Below are 25,249 nucleotides of genomic sequence, written 5' to 3'. Positions count from 1 at the left end.
CCATGCGGATCCTGATCGTCGGTGCGGGTGCGACCGGTGGCGCGTTCGGAACGCGCCTGATCGAGGCCGGGCGGGACGTGACCTTCCTCGTCCGGCCCGCCCGCGCGGCCCTGTTGCGGCGCGATGGACTCCGGTTCACGGACCCGTCCGGCACCCGGACGCTCCGCGTCGGCGTGCGCACGGCGGACGAGCTCGCCGCTGCGCCCGAAGCCTTCGACCTCGTGGTGATCACGGTCAAGGCACCCGCGCTCGAGGCCGCGATCGCCGATGTCGCGCCCGCGGTGGGGGACGGCACCGTCGTCCTGCCCGTTCTCAACGGTATGGCCCACGTGGACCGGCTCGAGCAGGCCTTCGGGAGCCGGGTCCTCGGCGGGCTCGCGATGATCGTCGCCACCCTCGACGACGGTGCCGTGGTCCAGATGAACGACTGGTCCGCCATCACCATCGGCGACGGTGCGCCCGCGGTCGCCGAGGCCCTCGACGTGCCGGGGATCCGGCTCACCGTCGAGGACGACATCGTCGGCGCGATGTGGGCGAAGTGGGCGTTCATCGCCGCCAGCGGCATCGACTGCTGCCTGTTCCGCAGCGCGGCGGGCCCGGTGATCCGCGCCGGCGGAGAGCCGCAGGTGCGGGCGCTCATCGCCGAGACCGAGGGGGTGGCCGCGGCCGCCGGCCACCCGGTTCCCGCGGCCTCCCACGAGCGGACCGTCGCGACGCTCGTGGACGCCGACTCGACGATGACCTCCTCGCTCTACCGGGATCTCGTGGCGGGCCTGCCCCATGAGGCCGAGCAGATCCTCGGCGACCTCGCGGTCCGCGCGCGGGAGCTGGGGGTCGCGACGCCCCTCCTCGACCTCACCCTGGTCCAGGTGCGGGCGGACGCTCTGCAGCGGGCGGGATCCTGACGCCCGCGGCCTCCGCGGCCGCGCGGTAGGCCGCGGCGAGCGTGTCGACGGTCTCGTGGGCGTTGAGCCCGCTGGGATTCGGCAGCACCCACACCTGCGTGTCGCCGATGGTGCGGTCCTGCGGGCCGGGCGCGGCCTTGGGCTCGTGGAAGGCCGTGCGGTAGGCGGTGATCCCGAGTACCGCGAGGATCCGCGGGGCCACCTGCGACACGCGCTCGACGAGCGCCTCGCCGCCGGTCCGGAGCTCCTCGGCGGTGAGCTCGCTCGCCTTCGCGGTGGCCCGCGGCGCCACGTTCGTGATGCCGATCCCCGCGTCCACCAGCGCGTTCCGGTCGGCGAAGGTCATGCCGTCGGACGCGTCGATGAGGTGGTCGACGATCCCCGCGGCGTACAGCGCGGGGTAGAAGCGGTTGCCGGGCCGGGCGAAGTGCGCCCCGGTCGCGGCCGTCCAGAGGCCGGGGTTGATGCCCGAGAACAGCAGCCGGCAGCCGGGACCGATCAGGTCGGGAACCGTCGTATCGGAGTAGGCGAGGAGTTGTTCGCGCGTGAAGCCCATGGATTACTGCCTACAGGGTCGCGCCCGCGTGGTCCACTGGGGCCCATGACCGTCGACGATCTGCTCGCCCGCACCGAGATCCACGACGTGGTGCTGCGCTACTGCCGGGGCATCGACCGGCTCGACCTCGATGCGGTTCGCGCCTGCTATCACCCGGGCGCGGTCGACCACCACACCGGATTCGACGGCCCCGTCGAGGAGTACGTGCCCTGGGTGCGCGGGCAGCTCGAGTCGCTGGGCGGCACGCACCACCAGGTGGGCAACCACCTGTGCGAGCTGTCCGGGGACGTGGCGGTGGTCGAGACCTACTGCACCGCGACGCACTGGTCCGCGCCCGGCGCGGAGCTGCAGGCCTACCTGACGCTGGGCCTGCGCTACGTGGACCGGTTCGAGCGCCGGGCCGGACGGTGGGCCCTCGCCGAGCGCTGGGCCGTCACCGACTGGACGCGGTGGGAGAAGGACCTGACCGGGCCGCTGGGGATTCCCGAGGCGGGCCCGCCGCCCGCACGGGGCGGCGACCCGGTCGATGCGCTGCGCGCTCAGGTGTTCGGCCGGGATCGCTCGTAGAGCCGACGGACGACGTCCTCGACGTCGGGTTCCTCGACGGTGAGGTCGCGCACCGTCGAGCACGCCGAGATCGCCGACAGGACCGCCGGAAGCGGGCCGGTGAGCTCGAGCCGCTGCCGGAGGCCCCCGCCCTCGCTCGCGAGGTGCCGGGCACCGTCGACCTGCAGATCCGGGGTCGGTCGGTCCAGATCGACTACGAGTACCCGCGCGGCGCCGACGGTGTCGATCAGGCCGGGGAGCGTGCCGTCGAACGCGGTGCGCCCGTGATCGACGACGAGGATGCGCTCGCAGAGGCGTTCCACGTCGCCCATGTCATGGGTGGTGAGCAGGAGGGTGAGGCCGCGCTCGCGGCGCTCGGCGATGAGGAACTCCCGCAACTGCTGTTTGCTGAGCACGTCGAGGCCGATGGTCGGCTCGTCGAGGATGAGCAGGTCCGGCGAATGCAGCAGCGCCGCGGCCACTTCCGCGCGCATCCGCTCGCCCAGGCTGAGCTGTCGCACGGGACGGTCGAGGTACTCGCCGAGCTCCAGTTGCTCGATCAGCTTGCCCGCCCGCTCTTTCGCGACCGCGTCGGGCAGGCGGTGCACCGCTGCGAGGATGTCCAGCGACCGACCCGTGGACAGGTCCCACCACAGCTGCGAGCGTTGCCCGAAGACCACGCCGACGCGCCGGGCCACGTCGCGTCGGCGGGCGAGGGGATCGAGCCCGACGGTGCGCACCGTCCCGGAAGTGGGCACCAGGATGCCCATGAGCATCTTGATGGTCGTCGACTTGCCGGCGCCGTTCGCGCCGATGTATCCGACGGACTCGCCGGGGGTGATCCGCAGGTCCAGATGGTCGACCGCAGTGGTGACCGCCTTGGTGCGGCCGTTCCATCCGCGCTTGACGAACGTGCGGGTCAGGCCCTGCGCCTCGATGACGTGGTCGCCGGTCATCCGCCCGCTCCTCGGTAGTGCCGGAGCCCGTACCGCCATGTCGCGCCCGCCAGGACCAGTGCCCACACCGTGACCACCGGCAGCAGCCAGGCCGCCCCGGGCTGGAAGACTCCTTGCCCGGGCAGGTCAAGGACGTACAGCGCGGGAAGGTACCCCGTGAACGCGAGCGGAAGGACGAAGCCGAAGGTGGCCTTGATCGCTCCCGGCCATACCGACGCCGGCTGGGTGGCTGCGTACCGGCCGCCGTAGACGAACGAGCTCGTGAACTCGGCGGCGTTGACGAGCACGAACTGACATCCCGCCGCGATGACGAAGACGGCCGCGTAGATCGTCGGCCCGCATACCAGTGTCAGCGCCAGCATTCCCAGCGTGCCCGGGCCCCAGTCGATCTCGTTGTGCGTGAGGGCGTACCCGAGGGCGAACAGGCTGACGGCGGGGCGGGTGAGCCGGTGGATCCGGATATCGCTCGTCATGAGCTGCACCAGGATCGGCTGGGGCCGCAGGTAGAACACGTCGATGGTGCCGGCGCGCACGTAGCGCGGCAGCTTGTCCAGGCGGCCGAAGAGGACGTCCGCTGCGCAGAACGAGAGGTCGGCCAGGGCGAACACGAGGAGCACCGCGGAGAAGGTGAGGCCGCCGATCACGGGCGCGTTGTGGAAGAGCAGCCACACCTCCGCCAGCTCGACGAGGCCGAGGACAAGCGCCGAGAACAGGTCCATCGTGAGGGAGGCCCGGTAGGTGACCTGCGCCTGGACCCGGGAGAACAGTACGGCGCGGTACGGGGCCAGCGGCCCGGGCCGCCGCGCGGAGGCGGTGTCAGCCACCTTGCACCTCCAGACGTCGTCGGCCCGCGACCGTGAGGACGTGTCCCAGCGCGAGGACGGCCAGCGTCCACCCCGCCTGGACCGCGACGGCGGTCAGTCCCGCCGCGGCGTCGATCCGCCCGGACAGGATGTCGCACGGCGGCATGAGGATCCACGCGAAGGGCGTGTACTCCGCGATCAGGGCGAGCCATCCGGGGAACATGCCGACGGGGACGAACATCCCCATGAGGAAGGTACCGGCGACGACGTAGAACGTCTGGATACCACGTGTGTCCACGACCCAGAAGCCGAGGATCTGCACGCAGTACAGCAGCGCCTGCGCGAGGACGATCGACAGCAGGACGCTGAGCGCGCCGAGCGGATACGCCGCGGGCTCGGCGGCCCAGGCCATCATGGACGTCGCCGCGCCGATCACCACGAGCGGCAGCGCCCGCGGGATGAGCGAGTAGACCGCGCCACCGACCGCCGTCGCGAGCGTGGCGAACTGCACGTCGACCGGGCGGAGGAAATCGACGGCGATGTCGCCGCTCCGGATACGTTCCGCCAGGGAACCGTCGCCGCCGAACGCGCCGATCGCCGACAGCATGCCCTGGGAAAGGAAGATGTAGCTCACCATCAGCTGCGGGGTGTAGCCGCCCGCCGTGCCGCCCGCCCCGGCCAGCGTCGCCAGCAGGATGGCCATCTTGATGAACCCGAACACGGCGTTGGTGAACACGCCGGCGGCCGCCGCGCCCAGGTAGGTGGACTGCTGGCGGAAGCCCGCCACCGTCAGGCGGGCGTACGGGAGAACGAAGGACCGGACGGAACGGAGAAGGGCGGCAGGCCCGGACACCGCGGTCGCGTGATGCGACGTCACAGTGGCCTGACGTTACCGCCCTCCCGTGTCTCGGGCCAGCCCCCCGGCTTACCCCTTCTGCTTGCGGATGTTCTCGAACACCGACGGATCGACGAGCGTGGACGTGTCGCCCAGCTCGCGGCCCTCGGCCACGTCGCGGAGCAGGCGGCGCATGATCTTGCCGGACCGCGTCTTCGGGAGCTCGGGCACGATGTTGATCTCGCGCGGCTTGGCGATCGGCGAGATGTCCTTGGACACCTGCGCCTTCATCTCGTCCACCAGCCGCGCGGGATCGGAGGCGTCGACGCCCTGACGCAGGATGACGAACGCGGCGATGGCCTGGCCCGTGGTCGCATCGGAGGCGCCCACGACCGCGGCCTCGGCGACGGCGGGATGGCCGACGAGGGCCGACTCGACCTCGGCGGTCGAGATGCGGTGACCCGAGACGTTCATGACATCGTCCACGCGGCCCAGCACCCAGAGGGCGCCGTCCTCGTCGTACCGCGCACCGTCGCCCGCGAAGTACCAGCCCTGGTCGGCGTAGCGCGACCAGTAGGTGTCCACGAAGCGCTCCGGATCGCCCCAGATGCCGCGCAGCATCGCCGGCCAGGGCTTGTCGAGCACGAGCAGGCCGGACTCGCCGCGGGGCAGGCTGTTCCCGTCGTCGTCGACGATGTTCGCGCTGATACCGGGCACGGGCTCCATCGCCGAGCCGGGCTTGAGCGTCGTGGTGCCGGGGAGCGGTGCGACCATCGCGGCGCCCGTCTCCGTCTGCCACCAGGTGTCGACGATCGGGGCCTTCCCCGCGCCGATCACGTCGCGGTACCAGCGCCACGCCTCGGGGTTGATCGGCTCGCCGACGCTGCCCAGCAGGCGGATCGAGCTCAGGTCGTGCGCGTCGGGGACCTCGCGGCCCCACTTCATGAACGTGCGGACCAGCGTGGGCGCGATGTAGTAGATCGAGACGCCGTACTTCTCGATGATCTCGAAGTGCCGGTGCTCGTTCGGCGAGTTCGGGGTGCCCTCGTAGATGATCTGCGTCGCGCCGTTGGCGAGCGGGCCGTACACGATGTAGGTGTGCCCGGTGACCCAGCCGATGTCGGCGGTGCACCAGAACACGTCCTTCTCGGGCTTGAGGTCGAAGAGGTAGTGGTGCGTGTACGCCGCCTGCGTCAGGTAGCCGCCGGAGCTGTGCACGATGCCCTTGGGCTTGCCCGTGGTGCCGGAGGTGTACAGCAGGTACAGGGGATGCTCCGCGTCGAAGGCCTCGGGCGTGTGGTCCGACGATGCCGCGCCCACGCTCTCGTGCCACCACACGTCGCGGTCGTGCCAATCGATGTCGTTGCGGCAGCGCTGTACGACGATGACCTTCTCGACCGACTCGGCCTGCTTGCCGTCCACGTCCATGTCCAGCGCCTCGTCGACATTGGCCTTGAGCGGCGTCGGCTTGCCGCGGCGGAACTGGCCGTCGGTGGTGATCACGACGCGGGCCTGCGCGTCGTCGATGCGGGAGCGCAGCGCGCCGGCGGAGAAGCCGCCGAAGACCACGGAGTGCGTGAGACCCAGACGCGCGCAGGCCAGCATCGCCACGATGGCCTCGGGAACCATCGGCATGTAGATCGCAACGCGATCGCCGGCGTTCAGGCCCAGCGAGCTGAGGTAGTTGGCCGCACGGCTGACCTCGTCCTTGAGGTCGGAGTAGGTGATGTCGCGGCTGTCGCCGGGCTCGCCGATCCAGTGGATCGCGACGCGGTCGCCGTTGCCCGCGTCCACGTGGCGATCGACGCAGTTGTACGCCACGTTGAGCTTGCCGCCCACGAACCACTTGGCGAACGGGGCACCGCTCCAGTCCAGGACCTCGTCGAACGGGGTGTCCCAGTGCAGCCGGTTCGCCTGCTCCGCCCAGAAGCCCAAACGGTCAGCTTCGGCACGATCGTACAATTCCCGACCGTGCGTGTTGGCCTGAGCTGCGAATTCAGCGGAGGGCGGGTAGGCGGCTGTCGCGGAATCAGTCATAAGTCGAATCCTAGGTACGGCGTGGGTGGCGGGCGGTGGGAAAGCTGAAATTCGACCGTATCGACCAGGGGTTGCACGAGGGTTGCAGGTCCCCGAGGCCGGGCGCCCGCATCGCCCGGCGGCCGCAATCCAGAGCATTCCGGTAGGAGTGCTCACGTTTGCCGGGACAGGCGGCGTGGACACCTTTAAGGTTCTGTTCACCAGATAGCCGAACTCAGGCGGAGGAAGTTGTGGGAATACGAAGTAGGCGGTGGCCGGCGGCGCGGGCGATCCTCGCTACCGCGGTCGCGGCGACCCTGGCGGTGTCGGGGTGCAGCATGGAGGGCGCGAGGTCCGTCAACACGACGGGGCCGAACGCGATCATCCGCGCGTACGCGGGCGAGCCCCAGAACGGGCTCGTGCCCACTGACACCAACGAACAGATGGGCGGGCGCATGATCCGCTCCCTGTTCACCGGTCTGTATCAGTACGACGCGGACGGCAAGCTGCAGCTGGCGAATGCGCAGTCGGTGGACACCACCGACAACAAGCATTTCGTCGTCAAGCTCAAGCCCGGTTGGAAGTTCACCGACGGTACGCCCGTGAAGGCCTCCAACTATGTGCGGGCGTGGAACTTCGGTGCTGCGGTCGGGAACCTGCAGAAGCAGCAGGACTTCTTCGCCGCGATCGACGGTTTCGAAGACGTCTCGCACAAGGGCACGTCGACCACCGAGATGCGCGGCTTGAAGGTCGTCGACGACAACACCTTCACGATCGACCTCACGGAGCCGAACATCGACTTCAAGCTGAGTCTCGGCCACACCCCCTTCGTTCCGCTGCCCGACGTCTTCTTCACCGAGGGCAAGGACAAGTTCGGCCAGAACCCGATCGGCAACGGCCAGTACAAACTGAAGCAGTGGCGACACAACGTGCAGGTCGACATGGTGCGCAACGACGACTACCAGGGTACGAAGCCGAAGAACGGCGGCTTGACCTTCATCCTCTACGCCACGCTCGATGCGGCGTACGCCGACCTCGGGTCGGGCAACCTCGACGTGATGGAGATCCTGCCGCCCAGCGCGCTGCGCTCGTACAAGAAGTCGCTGGGCTCGCGCGCGATGGTCAAGCCGACCGCGCAGACCCAGGCCTTCTCGATCCCGGAGTACCTGGACCACTTCAAGTACGACGAGGAGGGACGGCTGCGTCGTGAGGCCATCTCGATGTCGGTCGACCGGGACCTCATCGTGGACAAGATCTTCTTCGGTACCCGTATTCCCTCGGTGGACTTCACGGCCCGCACGATCCCCGGTTGGGATCCGAACATCCCGGGCAACGACACGCTCAAGCACAACCCGGACAAGGCCAAGCAGCTGTGGGCACAAGCCAACGCGATCCGCCCCTGGGATGGGATCTTCAGCATCGCGTACAACACCGATGGCGGCCACCAGACCTGGGTGGACGCGGTGTGCGGCCAGATCACGAACACGCTCGGCATCCAGGCGCAGGGCAAGCCCTACGCCACCTTCAAGCAGATCCGCACCGAAGTAACCGCGCGCTCGCTGAAATCTGCGGCTCGGACCGGCTGGCAGGCGGACTACCCTTCGCTCCTCAACTTCCTGGGGCCGCAGTACATCAGCACCGGCAGCTCGAACGACGCGGTCTACAGCAATCCAGAGTTCGACGCGAAGGTCCGCGCCGCGGAGCAGGCTCCCGACCAGACGGCGTCGAACCGGCTCGCGAACGAGGCGCAGGTGATCCTCCTGCACGATCTGCCGGTGGTGCCGTTGTGGGACTACCTGGCGGTGGGCGGCCGCGCGGACGGTGTCAACGCGGAGCTCACCTGGAGCGGTGACCCCGACTATCCGAACATCACCAAGGAGTGACGACCGATGCTGAGATTTCTCCTGAGCCGGCTCGGGCAGTTGGTCATCGTCTTCTTCGGTGCCACGCTGCTGATCTACGCGCTCGTCTTCCTCGTGCCGTCCGACCCGATCGCCGCGCTCGGCGGTGATCGGCAGCTGCCGCCCGACGTGGTCGAGGGCCTGCGCGCTCAGTATCACTTGGACCAGAACTTCTTCTGGCAGTACTGGTACTACATCAAGGGCGTGTTCACGCTCGACTTCGGCACCTCGTTCTCCGGGCAGCCGGTGTGGGAGGTGATGAAGCGGGCCTTCCCGGTCACCGTGAACCTGGCGCTCATCGCGCTCGCGGTGGAGGCGATCCTCGGAATCTTCTTCGGCGTCCTGGCCGGCCTCAAGAAGGGGAAGATCTTCGACACCACGATCCTGTTCGTGTCGCTGATCATCATCGCGGTGCCGATCTTCGTGCTGGGCTTCATCGCGCAGTACGTCTTCGGCGTGAAACTGCAATGGTTCCCGGTCACCGTCGGCGGCAACCTGGACTTCTACCACCTGCTGCTGCCGGGCATCGTCCTCGGGCTGGTGTCCTTCGCCTATGTCGTGCGGCTCACCCGCTCGCAGGTGGCGGAGAACCTGACCGCCGACTTCGTGCGGACCGCCACCGCCAAGGGCCTCCCGCGCTGGCGGGTCGTGGTGGTGCACGTGCTGCGGAACTCGCTGATCCCGGTGGTCACCTTCCTGGGTGCCGACCTCGGTGCGCTGATGGGCGGCGCCCTCGTCACGGAGGGAATCTTCAACGTGCCCGGCGTGGGCGGCACCATCTACCAGGCGGTGATCCGCGGCGAGGCGCCCACGGTTGTCTCGTTCGTCACCGTGCTCATCCTGATCTATCTGATCTCCAACGTGGTGGTCGACCTGCTCTACGCCGCCCTCGACCCGAGGATTCGCTATGCCTGACAACAAGATCTACCCGGGACAGGAACGCTTCGTCGCCTCCGCGGAGGACGTCAAGGTGGGAGCGGTCGACGCGGTCGACACCGACTCGGCACCCGCGGGCTTCTGGAAGTCGGCGTGGATGGAGCTTCGCCGCAAGCCCGTCTTCATCGTCGCGTCGATCATGCTGATTCTGATCCTGCTGGTCGTCATCTGGCCGAGTCTGTTCAACTTCGCCGGTCAGGACCCGCAGTTCAAGGATCTCCAGCAGTCCCTGCTCTCGCCGGGCGGTGACCACCTGCTGGGCACGGATCAGCAGGGCCGGGACATCTTCGCGCGGATGGTCTACGGCGCTCGGGCATCGGTGCTCGTCGGGGTCCTCACGACGATCGTGGTGGTGGTGATCGGCGGTCTGTTGGGCACCATCGCCGGCTTCTACGGCGGCTGGCTCGACTCCGTGATCGCCCGCGTCGCCGACATCTTCTTCGGCATCCCGCTGATGCTGGCCGCGGTCGTGGTCATGCAGATGATCAAGGACCGCACCGTCTTCACCGTGGTCTTCGTGTTGGCGATCTTCAGCTGGCCGCAGATCGCCCGGATCGCGCGGTCGGCCGCCATCTCGATCCGGAACGAGGAGTTCATCACCGCATCGAAGTCGTTGGGGGCCTCCAAGGTCCGCACGCTCTTCACGCACGTGATCCCGAACTGCCTCGGGCCGATCATCGTGATCGCGACCATCTCCCTCGGTATCTACATCGTCACCGAGGCCACGCTCTCGTACCTCGGCATCGGCCTCCCGGCCACCGAGGTCTCGTGGGGCCAGGACATCGCCTCCGGGCAGGACCTGCTGCGCGAGGGCACCCCGATCCTGTTCTACCCCGCCGGTGCCCTGGCGCTCACCGTGCTCACGTTCATGATGCTCGGTGACGTCCTGCGCGACGCTCTCGATCCGAAGGCGAGGACCCGCTGATGAGTGCTCAACCCGAACCCCTCCTCGAGATCCGCGACCTGGTCGTCGAGTTCCGAGTGCAGGACCGCCAGGTCCAGGCCGTGCGGGGTGCCAACCTCACGGTCTACCCGGGCCAGACGGTGGCCATCGTCGGCGAGTCCGGCTCGGGCAAGTCCACGACGGCCGCGGCCGTGATGGGCCTGCTGCAGGGCACCGGCAAGGTGGCCGGCGGCCAGATCGTGTTCGACGGCCAGGACCTCTCGCACGCCTCGGAGAAGGACTTCCAGAAGATCCGCGGAAGCGGCATCGGCCTGGTGCCGCAGGATCCGAACACGAACCTCAATCCGTTGTGGCGGGTGGGGTTCCAGGTCCGGGAGACGCTCAAGGCGAACAACGCGGAACAGGGTGATGCCAAGAGGCGGGCGATCGAGCTGCTGGCCGAGGCCGGCATGAAGGATCCCGACAAGCGCGTCAATCAGTACCCGCACGAGTTCTCGGGCGGCATGAAGCAGCGCGCGCTCATCGCGATCGGCCTGGCCTGCCGGCCGAAGCTGCTGATCGCCGACGAGCCCACGTCGGCCCTGGACGTGACGGTGCAGCGACAGATCCTCGACCACCTCGAGTCGCTCACGCAGGAGCTGGGGACCGCGGTGCTGCTCATCACGCACGACCTGGGGCTCGCCGCCGAGCGGGCCAGCCATCTGGTGGTGATGTACAAGGGGCGGGTCGTGGAATCCGGTCCGGCGCTGGATATCCTGCAGGATCCCCAGCACGAGTACACCAAGCGGCTCGTTGCCGCGGCACCGTCGCTCGCGGCCCGCAGGACGGACGCACCGTCGGTCACCGAGGTCCGGGAGCCGGCGGCCGTGGCGCGGGACGAGAAGGTGTACGCCGAGACGCTGACGGGCGAGGCCCAGGACGCGTCGACGAAGGGGATCGAGGAGGTGGTCGTCGCCTCGCACCTGGTGAAGGACTTCCCGATCCGTGGGTCGCTGCCCTTCCAGAGCAGCGACTTCCGCGCGGTCGACGATGTCAGCTTCACCATGCTGCGCGGCACCACGACCGCGGTGGTCGGCGAGTCCGGCTCGGGCAAGTCGACGGTGGCGCAGATGGTGTTGGGCCTGCTCGAGCCGACCAGCGGCACCGTCGAATTCGACGGGACGGACGTGCGCGCCCTGCAGGGCGCGGAGGCCAAGAAGTTCCGGCGGCGGGTGCAGCCCGTGTTCCAGAACCCCTACGGCTCTTTGGATCCGATGTACTCGATCTACCGCGCCATCACCGAGCCGCTGGTGGTGCACGGTGTCGGCGACAAGAACTCGCGGGTGGATCGGGCGAAGGAACTGCTCGAGATGGTGGCGCTCCCGAACGACACCATGCACCGGTACCCCAACGAGTTGTCCGGCGGTCAGCGGCAGCGCGTCGCGATCGCGCGGGCGCTGGCGCTCAACCCCGAGGTCATCGTGCTCGACGAGGCGGTCTCGGCGCTCGACGTGCTGGTGCAGGCCCAGATCCTGACCCTGCTCGAAGGGCTCCAACGGGAGTTGGGCCTGACCTACCTGTTCATCACCCACGATCTGGCGGTGGTCAAGCAGATCGCGCACCAGACGCTGGTGATGGCCGGTGGCAAGGTGATGGAGCAGGGACCGACGGACCGGGTGTACGACAACCCGACCTCGGACTACACGCGCAAGCTGATCGACGCCATCCCCGGCGGGTCGATCGAGCTCGCGGGCTGATCCGCGGGGCGCCGGGCAGGGCGGCCGGGCGGCGGCGCGACCGGGCTAGGGTGGGCTCATGACCGACCCGCTGAGCCCGCTCGTCGCCGTGCCCGCCGTCGCGGAGGCGGCCGCCGCTGCCCGGGAGGCGCTCGCGAAGGTGCACCGTCATCCCGCGAACCGTCGTCAGTGGCGGGCGACGGCCACGGAATCGTCGTTGCGCGGTGCCCGCGCGTCGGCGGCGCTTGACGGTGCCGCGGTTGCGCTGAGCCGCGACGAGCTGATCAACGACCCGGTCCTGGCGGGCGCGATGCGCGCCTACCAGGCCATCGACGGCGACCTGCTGGACGCGAGCGTCGGGGTGTGGCGCCGCGCGCCGCTCCAGGTGCTGGCCCGGCTGCACACCCTGGCCGCTGCCGATCTGGTCGACGGTGACGATTCCCGGCTCGGCCGGCCACGACCGGGCGCGGGCGAGCGGCTCTCGCTGCTCGCGCAGCTGGTCACGGGCGGTACGCAGGCGCCCGCACCGGTGATCGCGGCTGTCGTGCACGGGGAGCTGCTGTCGCTGCGTCCCTTCGAGGTGTCCGACGGGGTGGTGGCCCGCGCCGCGTCGCGCCTGGTCACCGTGGCGTCCGGTCTGGACCCGCACGCGCTGGGGATCCCCGAGACCACGTGGCTCAAGTTCGCCCCGAGCTACGCCGATGCCGCGGACGCGTTCGGGATGGGGGACCCGGACGGCGTAGTGGCGTGGGTGGTGTTGTGCTGCCAGGCGCTGGAGGCGGGAGGAGCGGAGGCACTCGCGTTGGCCGAGCGCTGATCGCGCCACCTACCCCGGACATGCGCAACGGCGACCCGGCCTGAGCTCCAGGTGCGCACCTGGCGGTGTGTCCTGAAGAACGGGTCCGAATCGCCGTTCGCTAGCACGGATCCCGGTTACCAAGCGTGCGTGAGGGTGGGCTGTATTACGGCCTCGGCGTAGCCGGAGAGAGGTCCACTATCCGCAGACCTTGTGCTGACCACTGATTTCTCCGGTGACGCAGGCCGACAGCGCTTTCCGCCATAGGTGGCGAGCTCCGCGTGGGTGCCTGGTGTCCGTGCTGGGAGCCTTGACGCTCAGGGACCCTCGACCTTCTCTTCCGGTGAGGATCTGGCTTTGCGCCGCTCCGTGATTCATTTCTACCCTGTGATCGCCGTCACAGCAAGGGGTGAGCGAGAATTTTCCCCGATGATGCGGGTCGCGATCCGTCGTCAGCTCTTCTTCCGGTGCAGCGCAAGGTAAGTCGCGAACCCCACACCTGCGGTGATCATGCCGAGGCCCGCCGTCGCGAGGACGGAGTTCCGCGAGGGGGTCGGGATCCGGTCCCGGAGCGGGGCGGGGTTCGAGAAGGACACGACGGGCCAACCGCGCTCGGACGACTCTTTGCGCAGGCCGCGGTCGGGGTTCACGGCGGTCGGGTGGCCGACGGCCGCGAGCATCGGGACATCGGTGATCGAGTCCGAGTATGCGAAGCACTGCGAGAGGTCGTATCCGTGTTCGGCGGCGAGCGCCTCCATCGCGACCACCTTGTTCTCGCCGTAGCAGTAGAACTCCACCTCGCCGGCGTACTTGCCGTCCTCGACCTTCATCTTCGAGGCGACGGCGTAGTCGGCTCCCAGCATCTCGGCGATCGGGGCGACCATCTCCTCGCCCGAGGCCGACACGATCACCACGTCGTGCCCGCGGGCGTGGTGGCCGGCGATCAGCTCGGACGCCTCCGCGAACACCAGCGGATTGACGACATCGTGCAGGGCCTCGCGCACGATGGACTTGACCTGCTCGACGTTCCAGCCCTCGCACATCTGCGTGAGGTGGTCCCGCATGCGCTCCATCTGGTCGTGATCGGCCGCCGTCAGCATCATGAGGAACTGCGCGTAGCTCGACTTGAGCACGGCGCGGCGGTTGAGGAGGCCCTCGTCGAAGAAGGGGCGCGAGAACGCCAGCGCGGACGATTTCGCGATGATCGTCTTGTCCAGGTCGAAGAAGGCGGCGACCCGGCGCACCGGGGCCTCGTCGGGCGCGGTTGGGCTCACGCGGAACACACTACCGCTGCCACATCGATCCGTACCCCGCAAGAGCGGACCCCGGATTCCTCCACAGGTTTCTGCAATGACGCGATTCCTCCACAGGCCGGGTCCGGACGCAGGGGGATCGGGCCGGTCCGAGGGCGATGCTGGGCCCATGCGAGGGATCGAGATCGGCATGGCGGTGGCCGACGGTGCGCTGGCGGACGACGTGCGTCGCGCGGCGGCGGCGGCGGCGCGCACGGTGACGGACATCGACCGGGGGCGGCCGCGCGCCGGGTGGGCGTCGGCCGCGGGCATGGTCCTGGACCTGGGCGCCGCCACGGCGATGGCCGAGGCCGCCCGCGCCGGCGGCCTGCCCCGTCGCGAGGGCGTCGCGATCGTCGCCGCCCAGGCCGGGCTGGCCGAGCTCGCGGCCGCGGTCGAGGTGGGCGCCGCGCAGGTCTTCGTCCTCCCCGGGCAGGTTCGGGACCTCGCCCGGTTCCTCGCCGCCCGCGAGCCGGACGACGGTGAGCGGTCCAGGGTCGTGGCCGTCGTCGGCGGGCACGGCGGCGCGGGCGCCTCGGTGCTGGCCGCTGCGGTCGCGGTCGCGGCACCGGGCCGGGGCGTGACGGCACTGGCCGTCGACGCGGATCCGTGGGGCGGCGGCCTGGATCTGCTGCTGGGCTGCGCGGACCTGCCGGGCCTGCGCTGGGGCGATCTGGCGCTGCGGGGCGGGCACGTCCCGTCCGAGGCGCTCGTGGCGGCGTTGCCGGGCCGAGCCGGCGCCGTCGCGGTGCTGTCCGCCGGCGGTGTCGGCGTCCCCGAGATCCCCGTCGAGGGCCTGCTCGCGGTCATCGACGCGGGGCGCCGCAGCGTCGGGGTCACCGTCGTCGATCTACCGCGCCGCGACGACCCGGCCACCTCGGCGTGCCTGGAGGTCGCCGACGTCGTGGTCGTGGTGGTCGGCGCCACCGTCCGCGGCTGCGCTGCGGGCCGGGCGGTGGCCGGCGGGCTGGCGGACAGGGCCCGATCGGTGGGCCTGGTGGTCCGCGGACCGTCACCGGGCGGGCTGTCGGCGCGCGACGTGGAGCGGGCGGTCGGTCTCCCGCTCCTGGCCTCGATGCGCCCGCAGCCACGTCTCGACGAGCAGCTCGACGGTGCCGGGCTGCGCCTGCGCAAGGGGACGCCCCTCGCGGTCGCGGCCGGGCGCGTGCTCGACGGCGTGCGGCGAGGTGCGGCGTGACCTCGCCGGATCCGGACCTGCTCGCCCGGGTGAGGGAGCGGCTGGCCCACACCGCCACCGCGCTCACACCCGATGTCATGGCCGCCGCGTTGCGCGCCGAATGCGGCGGCGTCCTCGGCGACACCGACCTGCTCGACGGTCTCGCCCATCTCGAGACGGAGCTCGTCGGCGCCGGCCGGCTCGAGCCGCTGCTCGCGGACCCGGCGGTGGCGGACGTCCTCGTCGTGGGCCCGCGGCGGGTGTGGGTCGACCGGGGTGCGGGGCTCGAGCTCACGGACGTCGTCTTCGAGGACGACGATGCCGTCCGCCGCCTCGCGGCCAGGCTCGCGCTCACCGCGGGCCGGCGCCTCGACGACGCCCAGCCGTGGGTCGACGGGCACCTGCCCGCGGGTCCGGGCGGCCGGGCGGGCAGCGGGATCCGGCTGCACGCCGTCCTCCCGCCGCTGGCGCACGGCGGCACGTGCATCTCGCTCCGCGTGCTGCGGCCGGCCACCCAGACGCTCGATACGTTGATCGACGGCGGCGCGGTGCCTGCGGACGTGGCGGAGCTGGTGCGCCGGGTGGTGGCAGCGCGGCTCGCGTTCCTCGTGGTGGGCGGCACCGGCTCCGGCAAGACCACGCTGCTCAACGGGCTGCTCGGTGCGGTGCATCCGGACGAGCGGGTGCTGTGCGTCGAGGACGCGCACGAGCTCGATCCGGTGCACCCCCACGTGGTCTCGCTGCTGGCGCGCGGGGCCAATGTCGAGGGCGTCGGCGAGGTGACTGTCCGCGACCTGGTGCGGCAGGCCCTGCGGATGCGGCCGGACCGGATCGTGGTCGGCGAGGTGCGCGGCGCCGAGGTCGTCGACCTCCTCACGGCGCTCAACACCGGCCACGACGGTGGCGCGGGCACCGTCCACGCCAACTCCCCGCGGGAGGTCCCGGCGCGGCTCGAGGCGCTCGCCGCGCTCGGCGGGCTCGGCCGGGAGGCACTGCACGCACAGCTGGCGGCGGCCTTCCAGATCGTCTTCTCGGTGCACCGCTGGCCGTCGGGCCGGCGCGGGCTGCGCAGCATCGGCGTGGTCGAGCGCGGCGGATCCGGCTACGTGCGGGTCCTGCCCGTCTGGGAGCGCGACGGCGGCTTCACGGCGTCCGCTGACCGGGTGTCCGCGCTGCTCGCGGAACGGGGTGCGTCGTGACGGCCGTGGTCCTGATGCTCCTCGCCGCCGCGCTGCTGGCGTGGCCGGGCGGGCTCGGTGCGGCCAGGCTCCGCGCGATGAACGCACCGGGCAAGCCGCACCGGGTGATGCGGTGGGGCTGGCTCGCCGTCGCCGTTCCCGTCGGCGCGCTGGCCGTCGGACCGGGGCAGGCCCTCGCCGCGGCGCTGGCCGCGGGCACGGCCCGGGAACTGTGGGCACGCTCCCGCGCACGGAACGAGGCCGCCGCGCGGCTCTCGGCGGTCCTCGCGGGCGTGGACGCGATGGTCGCGGAGCTGTCCGTCGGCGCGCACCCGGCTGCGGCGTGCGGCACGGCGGGACGGGACGCGGACGATCCGCACGTACGCGCGGTCTTCGCCGAGATGGCGGGGCGGGCGGAACTGGGTGGCGACGTGGCGGCGGGCCTCCGGGCGCACGCCGCCGAGAGCGCGGCCTGGACACGCATCGCGGCCGCGTGGGAGACGGGGACCAGGCACGGCATCGGCATGGGTGAGCTGCTCGCGTCCGTGCGCGAGGACCTGCGCTCCCGCGAAAGATACCTCGGGCGTGCGCATTCCGCCCTCGCCGGAGCTCGCGCCACCGCGCAGGTGCTCGCGGCGCTCCCGGTCCTGGGCGTCCTGATGGGGCAGCTCATCGACGCCGACCCCGTCGGCACCCTGCTCGGTACCGGTGCGGGCGGGGTACTGCTCGTCGTCGGGACGTGCCTGACCTGCGCAGGGCTGCTCTGGTCCCGCGCGATCGCCGACGGTGCCGCCGGCGCACCGTCGGGCAGTCGGTCGTCGGGGGACGGCTCGTGAGCGGGCACGGGCCGCTCGCGGCGGCCCTGATCATGCTCGCGGCCGCAGTCCTCGTACTCCCCCTGGCGGCGCGGGCGCGGCTGGCGGCGGACGCCCCGGGCGGCGCGGAGCGGCTCCGCCCCCGGATCCCGCGCCGTGCCCCGAAACCGGACCCGTTCGACGCCGCAGCGGCGTACGACCTGTTCGCGGTGTGCCTGCGCGCGGGCATGCCGACGGCGGACGCGGCACGGGCGGTAGCCGGGGAGGCGCCGGCGGCGCTGGCGGAGGTGTTGAACCGGGCGGCGGAGCTGCTCGCACTCGGATCCGACGCCGAAACCGCCTGGCGCACCGACTCGGCGGACCCGCAAGTGGTCGCGCTGACGCGGATGCTGCGACGGTCCGCGCGGGCCGGGTCGCCGCCCGCGGTCGGGTTGGCGGACCTGGCGCGCACGGAGCGGGCGCAGGCGGAGGACCGAGCCGTGGCGGCGGGGGAGCGCGCCGGGGTCGCGGTGGCGGGGCCGCTCGGCCTGTGCTTCCTGCCGGCCTTCGTGTGCCTCGGCATTGTGCCGGTGGTGATGGGACTCGCGGGCAAGGTGCTCGGGGAGGGGCTGCTGTAGCGGCCCGACGGAAGGGGGATGGAATGTGGATTCGATTGCGGTGCAGGATGACCGAGCTCATGCTGGAGGACGAGGGGATGAGCACCGTCGAATATGCAATAGGCACTATTGCTGCCGCGGCGTTCGGCGCGGTGCTCTACGGGGTCGTCACCGGCGACAACATCATCAGCGGTCTGACCTCGATCATCGGCAAGGCGCTGGGCACCTCCACCGGCTAGCGGGCGATGCGGGCGCGGTCACGGTCGAGGCCGCGTTCGCCGTCGCCAGCCTGATCACGGTGCTGGTGCTCAGCGTCGGTGCGGTCGTGGGTGTCACCGCGCACGTCCGGTGCGTCGACGCGGCGCGGGAGGCGGCTCGACTCGCCGCCCGGGGTGACGACGGTCGAGCGTCCCGTGCGGTCGCCGAGGTCGGGCCGCCCGGCGCGTCGTCGACGGTGAGCCGCGAGGGCGAGACCGTCACGGTGCGGGTCAGGGCCCCGGTGGCGCTGCTCCCAGGGCTGACGGTGTCCGCCGTCGCGGTGGCGGCGGTCGAGCCCGGGACGGGGCCGTGACCTGCGCTCGGCCGCGGGCGGCGCCGTTGCGTGCGGGCGCGGAGGACGGGGTGGCGACGGTGCTGGCCGCGGTGATGGTCGCTGCGATCATCACCGTGGTCGTCATGGTGGTGGACGTCGGCGCCGCGGTGTCCGCGCGCCACCGAGCCCAGGCCGCCGCCGACCTCGCGGCGCTCGCCGGTGCGGCGAGCGCGATCGACGTCGACGCGGCGTGCGCCGCGGCGGACCGTCTGGCCCGGGCCAACGCGGGATCGCTGCGCGCCTGTTCCGTCGACGGCTTCGACGTGGTCGTGCGCGTGAGCGTCCCGGTCTCGCTGGCGGTCTTCGGGTCCGACGAGGCCGTCGCCGTCGCGCGTGCGGGGCCCGAGTGACCTTCGCGACGTGACGGTGTGGCGCGGGATTCGGAGTGTGGAGCGCGCGCTCGGCGACTCGTACGACAAGCCCACATCGGCCGGTCCTCGCGACCTCCGACTGGACGGGATCACTGCTTCCTCGTTGAATCGCGACATCGCTGTCAGCGAGTTCGCCGCCCCACCCGGAGCCGGTGGCCCGGTCGTGATCCGCCTCGAACTGCCACGTGGTACTCGAGGCTCTGGGTGGGCGGTATCGGGCTCACCGACCTGGGATACCAGGGGGAGGTGCTGCTCCTCGATCCAGTTGTACGCTTGTGGAGGGTGGATCGGCCCGGCGCCGTCCCGCTCCTGCACGGGAGGGTGGTGGGTTAGATGTCGAGATTCTCCGATGACCTGTCCGCGGTGCCGGCGGCCTCGGCGCCGAGAATCTTCAGTATCCCCCAGCTGCGCATGCGTCTCGGCGTCAGTGACCTGCCGAACGAACAGCAGAAGATCGCCGTCGCGAGGTGGCTGGAAGTCAATGGTGCCTCCGATGTGCTCCGTCGGAGCATTCTCGCGGAGGGATGGAGCGATCTGCTTCACCTCCCCGCCTGAGCTGCGTCGAGCACAGACGTGCTGCGCGGTGCCGTCGACCGGCGCACACTGAGACGATGGCGTACGACGAGGGGCTCGCGGACAGGATCCGCGACGCGATCGACGGTGAACCCGGGGTCATCGAGAAGCGGATGTTCGGCGGGCTGGCGTTCCTCGTCGACGGGCACATGGCGATCGCGGCGAACAGTCATGGTGAGGCGATGGTCCACCTGCACCCGGAGGCCACGGACGGATTGATCGGGCCGCACGTGCGGGCCACCGTCATGCGCGGCCGCGAGATGCGCGGCTGGCTCGACCTCAGCGCGGAGGCGACGGCCTCGGACGTCGAGCTCGCGGAATGGGTGCGGCGCACCGTCGACTACGCGCGGTCCCTGCCGCCGAAGTAGCGGTTCACTCCCCGGCGTCGAAGGCGTCGGGGTAGTCGTTGTCGACGATGGACCGCAGGTACTCCCGATGCCTGCGCAGGAAGTCGTCTGCGGTCTGGTTCACGATGAGCCAGCCGCCTTCGTCGCGGGTGGCGAGGTTCTCGAGGAGCCTGCCCAGCCGGCGGCGCGACTCCTCCGGCATCGACATCACGAACTCGGCGTACCGGTCGATCCGGGGTGGCTCCGGCAGCTCACTCTCCACGGGCCACCGCCGCGAGCACGAGGTCGAGGACGATGACCGCGCCCTCCTTGTCGAGCGGGTCGTTCCCGTTGCCGCACTTGGGCGACTGGACGCACGAGGGGCAGCCGGACGGGCACTCGCAGGCGGCTACGGCGTCGCGCGTGGCGACCAGCCACGTGGCGATCGACTCGTAGCCGCGCTCGGTGAAACCGGCGCCGCCGGGGTAGCCGTCGTAGACGAAGATCGACGGCAGACCGGTGTCCTCGTGCAGCGCGGTCGACAGGCCGCCGATGTCCCAGCGGTCGCATGACGCCACCAGCGGCAACAGGCCGATCGCGGCGTGTTCGGCGGCGTGCAGCGCTCCGGGCCAGCGCTCCGGGACCAGGCCGGCGCCGTCGAGCACCTCCGGCGACAGCGTGAGCAGCGCCGCGCGCGTCGCCAGCGTGGTCTCGGGGAGGTCCAGCGGGGCGGCGTCGAGTACCTCGCCGCTGCGCAGCGTGCGCAGGTAGCCGACCACCCGGCTGGTGACCTCCACGGAGACGAACCGTACGGCCACCTCTCCCAGTACCTCCGTCGCGTGGACGGCGGTGACGTGCACGTCCAGATCCTCGCGCGCGGAGGTGGTCCAGTCGGGCTCCTCCGCGTGGACCAGCGCGAGGCCCTCGTCGAGGTCCAGCTCGTCGACCACGTAGGACTCGCCCTGGTGCACGTGCACCGCGCCCTCGTGCACCGTCGACAGCGCACGGGTGAAGTCGACGGTGCCCAACAACCGGCCCGAGGCCTCCTCGACGATGAGGATCTCGCTGCCCGCGCCGCCCCGGATGTTCACGCCCGCATGGGGATCGATGCCCGCGGCCAGGAAGTAGCCGGCCGGACGCTCGCGGAGCAGCCCGTCGGCGACGAGTCGCCCGACCACGTCCACCGCGCCCAGCGATACCACTTCCGGTCGGGTCAACGGGATCTCGCTCGCGGCGCAGAGCAGCTGCGGCCCCAGGACGTAGGGGTTCCACGGGTCCGTGATGGTGGCCTCGACCGGCTTGCCGAGCAGCGACTCCGGGTGGTGCACGAGGTAGGTGTCCAGCGGGTCGTCGCGGGCGATGAGCAGGATCAGCGAGCCCTGCCCGCGTCGCCCGCTGCGCCCCGCCTGCTGCCAGAACGAGGCGACGGTGCCGGGGAAGCCCGCCATCAGCACGGCGTCCAGGCCCGCGATGTCCACGCCCAGCTCCAGGGCGTTCGTGGTGGCGACGCCCAGCAGCGCACCGTCGTTCAGCCCCCGCTCCAGGGCACGCCGGTCGTCGGCGAGGTACCCCGCCCGGTAGGCGGCGATCCGCTCGGCCAGTTCCGGGGTGGCCTCCGCGAGCATCCGCCGGGCCGAGAGCGCGACGGTCTCGGCGGACCGTCGGGACCGGACGAACGCGAGGGTGCGCGCACCCTCGACCACCAGGTCGGCGAGCATCCGCGCCGCCTCGGTCGTCGCGGGGCGGCGCACCGGCGCGCCGTTCTCGCCCTCCAGGTCGGGCAGGAGCGGGGGCTCCCACAGCACGACGGTGCGCGGTCCGTGCGGTGACGAATCCTCGGTCACGGCAACGCAGTCGGCGCCGATCAGCCGGGACGCCGCGCCGCCGGGATCGGACGTGGTGGCGGACGCGCAGATCACCGTCGGCGTGGCGCCGTACTTCGCCGCCACCCGCAACAGGCGCCGCAGCACCAGCGCTGTGTGCGAGCCGAACACCCCGCGGTAATGGTGACACTCGTCCACCACGACGTAGCGCAGACCGCGCAGGAATCGCGCCCACTTCGCATGCCGCGGAAGCAGTCCCACGTGCACCATGTCCGGGTTCGTGAACACCCAGCGGCTGTCCGAGCGCGCCCAGCGGCGCATCTCCTGCGAGGTGTCACCGTCGTACATGGCGGGCGAGGCGTCGTGCGGGCCGTAGTCCGTGGTGAGCCGGACCGCCGCGCGGTGCTGGTCGGTGCCGAGCGCCTTCGTGGGCGAGAGGTACAGCACCGTCGCGCGCGGATCGTCGGCGAGCGCTGCGAGCACCGGCAGCTGGTAGGCGAGCGATTTGCCCGATGCGGTGCCCGTGGAGATCACGGTGTGGCGGCCTGCGTGCGCGTGTTCCGCCGCTTCGGCCTGATGTCGCCAGGGCCGCTGGACGCCCTCGTCGACGAGCCCGTCCCGCAGGCGGGGCGGAACCCATGAGGGCCAGTCGGCGAATTCCGCGCGCCGTGACGGGATGTCCGCGACATGAGTCAGGCTCTCGGCGCCGGGGCCTGCGCCGGCTTGGATCCTGGCCAGGAGCTCGCGCCCGAAGGTGTTGTGCTCCACCGTGTCAGACCTCGCTTCGAAACGTGCGCCCGCGGCCGCAGGAGGCGGTGACGGCGGGCTTCGTCCAGTCTAGCGGCGGCGCGAACAGGCGATCGGCGGGTGGGACGGAGGGTGAACATGAGGCGAATTCCCGCCGCCCGCTGTCGCTCGCCTGGAAATCGTGATTGACTGTATGCGGTCGCAGCTCCCGCCGGGGGTCCTAGAGGACCATCGGGGGATCGATGTTGCGGGCGTGGTACTGAAGGTTTTTGTGTGCGGTCTCCGCAAACGGCTCCAGAAAGTATGGCGGCCGGAACCGGCCAGGAGTCGCACCCCACTCGGGGAACGGTTCCTACACCGGTAGTTAGACAAGTTAGGAAACATCTCAATGGCACAGGGAACTGTGAAGTGGTTCAACGCGGAGAAGGGCTTCGGCTTCATCGCACCGGCCGACGGCTCGGATGACGTGTTCGTCCACTACTCGGAGATCCAGGGCAACGGCTTCCGTACCCTCGAGGAGAACCAGCTCGTGGAGTTCGAGGTCGGCCAGGGCACCAAGGGCCCGCAGGCCACCGGCGTCCGCGCCCTCTAAGAAACCCCGCACCACGCGATAAGCGTTTCTCGCAACGCCCCTCCGCTGTCACAGCGGAGGGGCGTTGTGCATTTCGGTCACGTTCTCGTGTCGACGGAGCTCTGCCGCACCACGGGGCTCTAGGCTCATCATGTGTCCCAACTGTCACTGTTCTCCGCGGAGCAGACCGAGCCGTCGCCGCGCGACCTGGCCGGTCTTCTGGCCGCGTCGGGGCAGATCGTGCAGCTGGGCGGTAGTGCCCGCGTGTCGGTGGTCGTCCCGGACCAGTGGCGCGCCGATGCCATCGCCGTGATGATCGACGAGGCGGGGCTGCGTGCCCAGCAGGGCGTCTCCGAGGAGGGGACGCCGCTGGTCCGGACCCTCGCGGCGCCCGAACTGCAGCCCATGTCGTTGGCCTGGACGCGCGGTGCGGCGAAGACGGCACCCCCGACCTGGGTGCCCGGACCGCGGGCCCTGCGTGCCTGGGCCCTGGCCGCGGGCGACGTCGACGGCGTGCACTACCTGCTCCACCTGGACCCGCACGCGCCCGAGAGCGCACCGGTCCTGGCCACCGCCCTGATGCGCGCCGGCGTCGCCCCGACCCTCGTGGGCACCCGCGGGACGAGACCCGCGCTGCGGGTCTCCGGGCACCGTCGGTTGTTGCGTCTGCGGGAGAGCATCGGCGACCCGCCGGCGCATCCCGATGCCGCTGCGCACTGGCCTCAGCCGTAGGTCGTGCGCTCGCGGCGGACGACCGCGTGGTGCAGGTGGACGACGATCGCGGTCTCCGCGGCGAGGTAGACGACCCCACTGACCAGGGCGAGGGCGTGGTCGGCCGGGCTGTGGCCCCACATCCGGATCGGTGCCGACCAGCCATAGGTCAGGAGCCCCGCCGCGATCACCGCCAGACGATGCCGGTCCGTCCACATCGGCGACGGTGCCCACAGGGCGAGAGTGATCACGGCCACGACGATGCCGACCGTCATCGTCACCAGTCCGGCCGCGGTCGCGAGACGCACGCCGCCCAGTAGTGCGGCGCCGCATGCGAGGAAGAGCCCGCAGACGATGCCGGGCCCGGGCGGACGCGCACCGTCGGGCGCGCGGCCCGGCAGGCGGAGGGCGAGGGCGACGAGCGCCACGGCGATCACGGCGGTACCGGCGAGGCGCGGCCACGGGGCGACGAAGTGCCCCCACGTGCGGTACGCCGTCGTCACGGTGACGACCGCTCCGACCAGGAGCAGCGCCGTGCACACGAGGATTCCTCGGCGGCGCAGCAGAGGCTGACGAGGCTCGGACATGCCGAGCTCGACTATCGCGATCGGCAGGCAGATGCTGAAGGCGACGTGGATCGCGAGGACGAAGACGGTCCACGTCGCGCCGATGCCGAGCCCCGGCAGGAAGCCGTGGTCAAGCAAGTGCGCGTCGGCGTAGCCGGGGTTGAACAGCGACTGTCCGAGCAGGCCCTCGCCGATCAACGCCCAGGCGAGAGCGAGGAGGGCGATCGTCGGCCAGCCCCGGCCGCGTCGGCGCGCGACCTCCCGGATCAGGAGCGCGCCCGCGCCGTACCAGGGCGCGAGCACCACGATCAGCGGAAGCAGGACGACCGGGAAATCGCCCAGGAAGAACTCCCCGATCAGCGGGGAGAGGAAGTACAGAGCCAGCGCAGGACTCCTAAGAATCTTGGTCACTCTCATAACTTAGCAACTAAGAGAATTATCTGCTGAGATAACATCGAGTCATGTCGGAGCCGACGCCGGGTGAACTGCTGGGACGGGAGTTCATCACCGCCATCGTGATGTTCCACGAGGCCGTCGGCAGGTCGATGGGGCTGACGGCCGTGGAGCGTAAGACGCTGGACGTCCTTCGCCGCCTCGGCCCCGTCTCGGCGTCGCAGCTGGTCGAGCACACGGGCCTCACCTCCGGCGCGGTCACCGGCCTCGTCGACCGACTGGTGCGACGTGGGTTCGCGCTGCGCGAGCCGGACTCGCAGGACCGTCGGCGGATCGTGGTGAGCCTGGCATCCAACCCGGACCTCGATCGGCGGACTGCGGAGGTCTTCGGCCCCCTCGGAGTGGACATGGCCGCGATGCTCGACGAGCGGTTCACGCCGGAACAACAGGAGACGATCGCCGACTTCCAGCGCGCGACCACCGACGTTCTTAGGCGGCACACGGCGCGAGTGTCGGGACGCTCCGTCGCGGACTGACAGCGAGTATTCCGCGAGGCGTGCGACGGACCCTGTATATAAGGTGGGGCGAAAGGTGCGGCAGAATGCGTACCGGAGTGACCGCTGCGTTGTAGGTGACGTGAGGGGTCGTT

At 70.8% G+C, this 25,249-nt stretch carries 28 protein-coding genes; 19 read left to right on the top strand and 9 right to left on the bottom strand.

Annotated elements, in window-relative coordinates:
- Window positions 1–2: 2 nt before the first annotated feature.
- Entirely contained in the window at window positions 3–905 is a 903-nt protein-coding gene (locus tag AXK60_RS11980) for a 2-dehydropantoate 2-reductase (protein ID WP_068571336.1), read from the top strand.
- On the opposite strand, the gene mug is transcribed toward AXK60_RS11980, so the two are convergent.
- Window positions 856–1,461, bottom strand: coding sequence for a G/U mismatch-specific DNA glycosylase (gene mug / locus AXK60_RS11975; RefSeq protein ID WP_068571335.1), 606 nt, complete (start codon window positions 1,459–1,461; stop codon window positions 856–858). The two genes, AXK60_RS11980 and mug, sit on opposite strands and share 50 nt — an antisense overlap.
- Before the next feature lie 45 nt (window positions 1,462–1,506).
- On the opposite strand from mug, the gene AXK60_RS11970 reads away from it, so the two are divergent.
- On the top strand, window positions 1,507–2,028 hold the full coding sequence (locus tag AXK60_RS11970) for a nuclear transport factor 2 family protein (protein ID WP_068571334.1): 522 nt from the start codon (window positions 1,507–1,509) through the stop codon (window positions 2,026–2,028).
- Here the strand turns inward: AXK60_RS11970 and AXK60_RS11965 are convergent.
- The 4 genes from AXK60_RS11965 to acs are packed head-to-tail and all read right to left on the bottom strand — an operon-like array spanning window position 2,001 to window position 6,638.
- The gene (locus tag AXK60_RS11965) at window positions 2,001–2,963 is read right to left on the bottom strand and encodes an ABC transporter ATP-binding protein (RefSeq protein WP_068571333.1); all 963 of its coding nucleotides are present in this window, start codon (window positions 2,961–2,963) and stop codon (window positions 2,001–2,003) included. The genes AXK60_RS11970 and AXK60_RS11965 overlap by 28 nt on opposite strands.
- Window positions 2,960–3,787 carry an ABC transporter permease gene (locus AXK60_RS11960; RefSeq protein WP_068571332.1) on the bottom strand — a complete coding sequence of 276 codons (828 nt, stop codon included), beginning with the start codon at window positions 3,785–3,787 and terminating at the stop codon, window positions 2,960–2,962. The genes AXK60_RS11965 and AXK60_RS11960 overlap by 4 nt, the downstream gene beginning before the upstream one ends.
- Window positions 3,780–4,643, bottom strand: a complete 864-nt coding sequence (locus AXK60_RS11955) for an ABC transporter permease (RefSeq protein WP_082777975.1) — start codon at window positions 4,641–4,643, stop codon at window positions 3,780–3,782. Before AXK60_RS11955 ends, AXK60_RS11960 begins: the two co-directional genes overlap by 8 nt.
- A 48-nt stretch (window positions 4,644–4,691) precedes the next feature.
- A complete protein-coding gene (acs, locus tag AXK60_RS11950; RefSeq protein WP_068571331.1) occupies window positions 4,692–6,638 on the bottom strand; it encodes an acetate--CoA ligase in 1,947 nt (648 codons plus the stop codon).
- A 317-nt stretch (window positions 6,639–6,955) separates the two neighbouring features.
- On the opposite strand from acs, the gene AXK60_RS11945 reads away from it, so the two are divergent.
- From AXK60_RS11945 to AXK60_RS11925, 5 genes are read left to right on the top strand one after another with little or no spacing between them, the layout of a single operon-like run.
- Window positions 6,956–8,500, top strand: a complete 1,545-nt coding sequence (locus AXK60_RS11945; protein ID WP_139057901.1) for a peptide ABC transporter substrate-binding protein — start codon at window positions 6,956–6,958, stop codon at window positions 8,498–8,500.
- Between the two features lie 6 nt (window positions 8,501–8,506).
- The gene (locus tag AXK60_RS11940) at window positions 8,507–9,433 is read left to right on the top strand and encodes an ABC transporter permease (protein WP_068571330.1); all 927 of its coding nucleotides are present in this window, start codon (window positions 8,507–8,509) and stop codon (window positions 9,431–9,433) included.
- Window positions 9,426–10,379, top strand: coding sequence for an ABC transporter permease (locus tag AXK60_RS11935; RefSeq protein WP_068571329.1), 954 nt, complete (start codon window positions 9,426–9,428; stop codon window positions 10,377–10,379). The genes AXK60_RS11940 and AXK60_RS11935 overlap by 8 nt, the downstream gene beginning before the upstream one ends.
- Window positions 10,379–12,094: a dipeptide ABC transporter ATP-binding protein gene (locus AXK60_RS11930; protein ID WP_068571328.1), complete on the top strand. Its 1,716-nt coding sequence runs from the start codon at window positions 10,379–10,381 to the stop codon at window positions 12,092–12,094. The genes AXK60_RS11935 and AXK60_RS11930 overlap by 1 nt, the downstream gene beginning before the upstream one ends.
- 58 nt (window positions 12,095–12,152) lie before the next feature.
- Window positions 12,153–12,890, top strand: a complete 738-nt coding sequence (locus AXK60_RS11925; RefSeq protein ID WP_068571327.1) for a Fic family protein — start codon at window positions 12,153–12,155, stop codon at window positions 12,888–12,890.
- A gap of 431 nt (window positions 12,891–13,321) precedes the next feature.
- Here the strand turns inward: AXK60_RS11925 and AXK60_RS11920 are convergent, their stop codons facing one another.
- Complete coding sequence (locus tag AXK60_RS11920) at window positions 13,322–14,152, bottom strand: HAD family hydrolase (RefSeq protein ID WP_068571326.1); 831 nt, start codon at window positions 14,150–14,152, stop codon at window positions 13,322–13,324.
- Between the two features lie 139 nt (window positions 14,153–14,291).
- Here AXK60_RS11920 and ssd point away from each other — a divergent pair, with 139 nt between their 5' ends.
- The 9 genes from ssd (at window position 14,292) to AXK60_RS11875 (ending at window position 19,831) form a co-directional block, all read left to right on the top strand.
- Window positions 14,292–15,359, top strand: coding sequence for a septum site-determining protein Ssd (gene ssd, locus AXK60_RS11915; protein ID WP_068744188.1), 1,068 nt, complete (start codon window positions 14,292–14,294; stop codon window positions 15,357–15,359).
- The gene (locus AXK60_RS11910) at window positions 15,356–16,537 is read left to right on the top strand and encodes a TadA family conjugal transfer-associated ATPase (protein ID WP_068571325.1); all 1,182 of its coding nucleotides are present in this window, start codon (window positions 15,356–15,358) and stop codon (window positions 16,535–16,537) included. Before ssd ends, AXK60_RS11910 begins: the two co-directional genes overlap by 4 nt.
- The gene (locus tag AXK60_RS11905) at window positions 16,534–17,352 is read left to right on the top strand and encodes a type II secretion system F family protein (protein WP_068571324.1); all 819 of its coding nucleotides are present in this window, start codon (window positions 16,534–16,536) and stop codon (window positions 17,350–17,352) included. Before AXK60_RS11910 ends, AXK60_RS11905 begins: the two co-directional genes overlap by 4 nt.
- Window positions 17,349–17,948: a type II secretion system F family protein gene (locus AXK60_RS11900; protein ID WP_082777974.1), complete on the top strand. Its 600-nt coding sequence runs from the start codon at window positions 17,349–17,351 to the stop codon at window positions 17,946–17,948. Before AXK60_RS11905 ends, AXK60_RS11900 begins: the two co-directional genes overlap by 4 nt.
- Before the next feature lie 23 nt (window positions 17,949–17,971).
- Window positions 17,972–18,166 carry a DUF4244 domain-containing protein gene (locus tag AXK60_RS11895; RefSeq protein WP_068571323.1) on the top strand — a complete coding sequence of 65 codons (195 nt, stop codon included), beginning with the start codon at window positions 17,972–17,974 and terminating at the stop codon, window positions 18,164–18,166.
- A gap of 59 nt (window positions 18,167–18,225) precedes the next feature.
- Window positions 18,226–18,498 carry a TadE family type IV pilus minor pilin gene (locus AXK60_RS11890; protein WP_231855440.1) on the top strand — a complete coding sequence of 91 codons (273 nt, stop codon included), beginning with the start codon at window positions 18,226–18,228 and terminating at the stop codon, window positions 18,496–18,498.
- Window positions 18,495–18,869, top strand: a complete 375-nt coding sequence (locus AXK60_RS11885) for an Rv3654c family TadE-like protein (RefSeq protein ID WP_231855439.1) — start codon at window positions 18,495–18,497, stop codon at window positions 18,867–18,869. The genes AXK60_RS11890 and AXK60_RS11885 overlap by 4 nt, the downstream gene beginning before the upstream one ends.
- A gap of 354 nt (window positions 18,870–19,223) precedes the next feature.
- Window positions 19,224–19,445 (top strand): hypothetical protein, encoded by a 222-nt coding sequence (locus tag AXK60_RS11880; protein ID WP_068571322.1) that lies wholly within the window; start codon window positions 19,224–19,226, stop codon window positions 19,443–19,445.
- Between the two features lie 56 nt (window positions 19,446–19,501).
- On the top strand, window positions 19,502–19,831 hold the full coding sequence (locus AXK60_RS11875) for a TfoX/Sxy family protein (protein WP_068571321.1): 330 nt from the start codon (window positions 19,502–19,504) through the stop codon (window positions 19,829–19,831).
- A 4-nt stretch (window positions 19,832–19,835) separates the two neighbouring features.
- Here the strand turns inward: AXK60_RS11875 and AXK60_RS11870 are convergent, their stop codons facing one another.
- The gene (locus AXK60_RS11870; RefSeq protein ID WP_068571320.1) at window positions 19,836–20,072 is read right to left on the bottom strand and encodes a hypothetical protein; all 237 of its coding nucleotides are present in this window, start codon (window positions 20,070–20,072) and stop codon (window positions 19,836–19,838) included.
- The gene (locus tag AXK60_RS11865; RefSeq protein WP_068571319.1) at window positions 20,062–22,380 is read right to left on the bottom strand and encodes a DEAD/DEAH box helicase; all 2,319 of its coding nucleotides are present in this window, start codon (window positions 22,378–22,380) and stop codon (window positions 20,062–20,064) included. Before AXK60_RS11865 ends, AXK60_RS11870 begins: the two co-directional genes overlap by 11 nt.
- A 367-nt stretch (window positions 22,381–22,747) precedes the next feature.
- On the opposite strand from AXK60_RS11865, the gene AXK60_RS11860 reads away from it, so the two are divergent.
- Both AXK60_RS11860 and AXK60_RS11855 read left to right on the top strand, forming a co-directional pair.
- The gene (locus tag AXK60_RS11860) at window positions 22,748–22,951 is read left to right on the top strand and encodes a cold-shock protein (RefSeq protein WP_068523077.1); all 204 of its coding nucleotides are present in this window, start codon (window positions 22,748–22,750) and stop codon (window positions 22,949–22,951) included.
- A gap of 132 nt (window positions 22,952–23,083) precedes the next feature.
- Window positions 23,084–23,662: a hypothetical protein gene (locus AXK60_RS11855; RefSeq protein WP_068571318.1), complete on the top strand. Its 579-nt coding sequence runs from the start codon at window positions 23,084–23,086 to the stop codon at window positions 23,660–23,662.
- Here the strand turns inward: AXK60_RS11855 and AXK60_RS11850 are convergent.
- Window positions 23,653–24,618 carry a hypothetical protein gene (locus tag AXK60_RS11850; protein WP_068571317.1) on the bottom strand — a complete coding sequence of 322 codons (966 nt, stop codon included), beginning with the start codon at window positions 24,616–24,618 and terminating at the stop codon, window positions 23,653–23,655. The two genes, AXK60_RS11855 and AXK60_RS11850, sit on opposite strands and share 10 nt — an antisense overlap.
- A 50-nt stretch (window positions 24,619–24,668) precedes the next feature.
- Between AXK60_RS11850 and AXK60_RS11845 the strand changes: the two genes are divergently transcribed.
- Window positions 24,669–25,136, top strand: a complete 468-nt coding sequence (locus AXK60_RS11845; protein WP_068571316.1) for a MarR family winged helix-turn-helix transcriptional regulator — start codon at window positions 24,669–24,671, stop codon at window positions 25,134–25,136.
- Window positions 25,137–25,249: the final 113 nt, after the last annotated feature.

Source organism: Tsukamurella pseudospumae (assembly GCF_001575195.1).
Lineage (GTDB): Bacteria > Actinomycetota > Actinomycetes > Mycobacteriales > Mycobacteriaceae > Tsukamurella > Tsukamurella pseudospumae.
The sequence above is the reverse complement of the archived record's forward strand: the minus strand, read 5'-3'. Positions and strand labels throughout refer to the sequence as shown.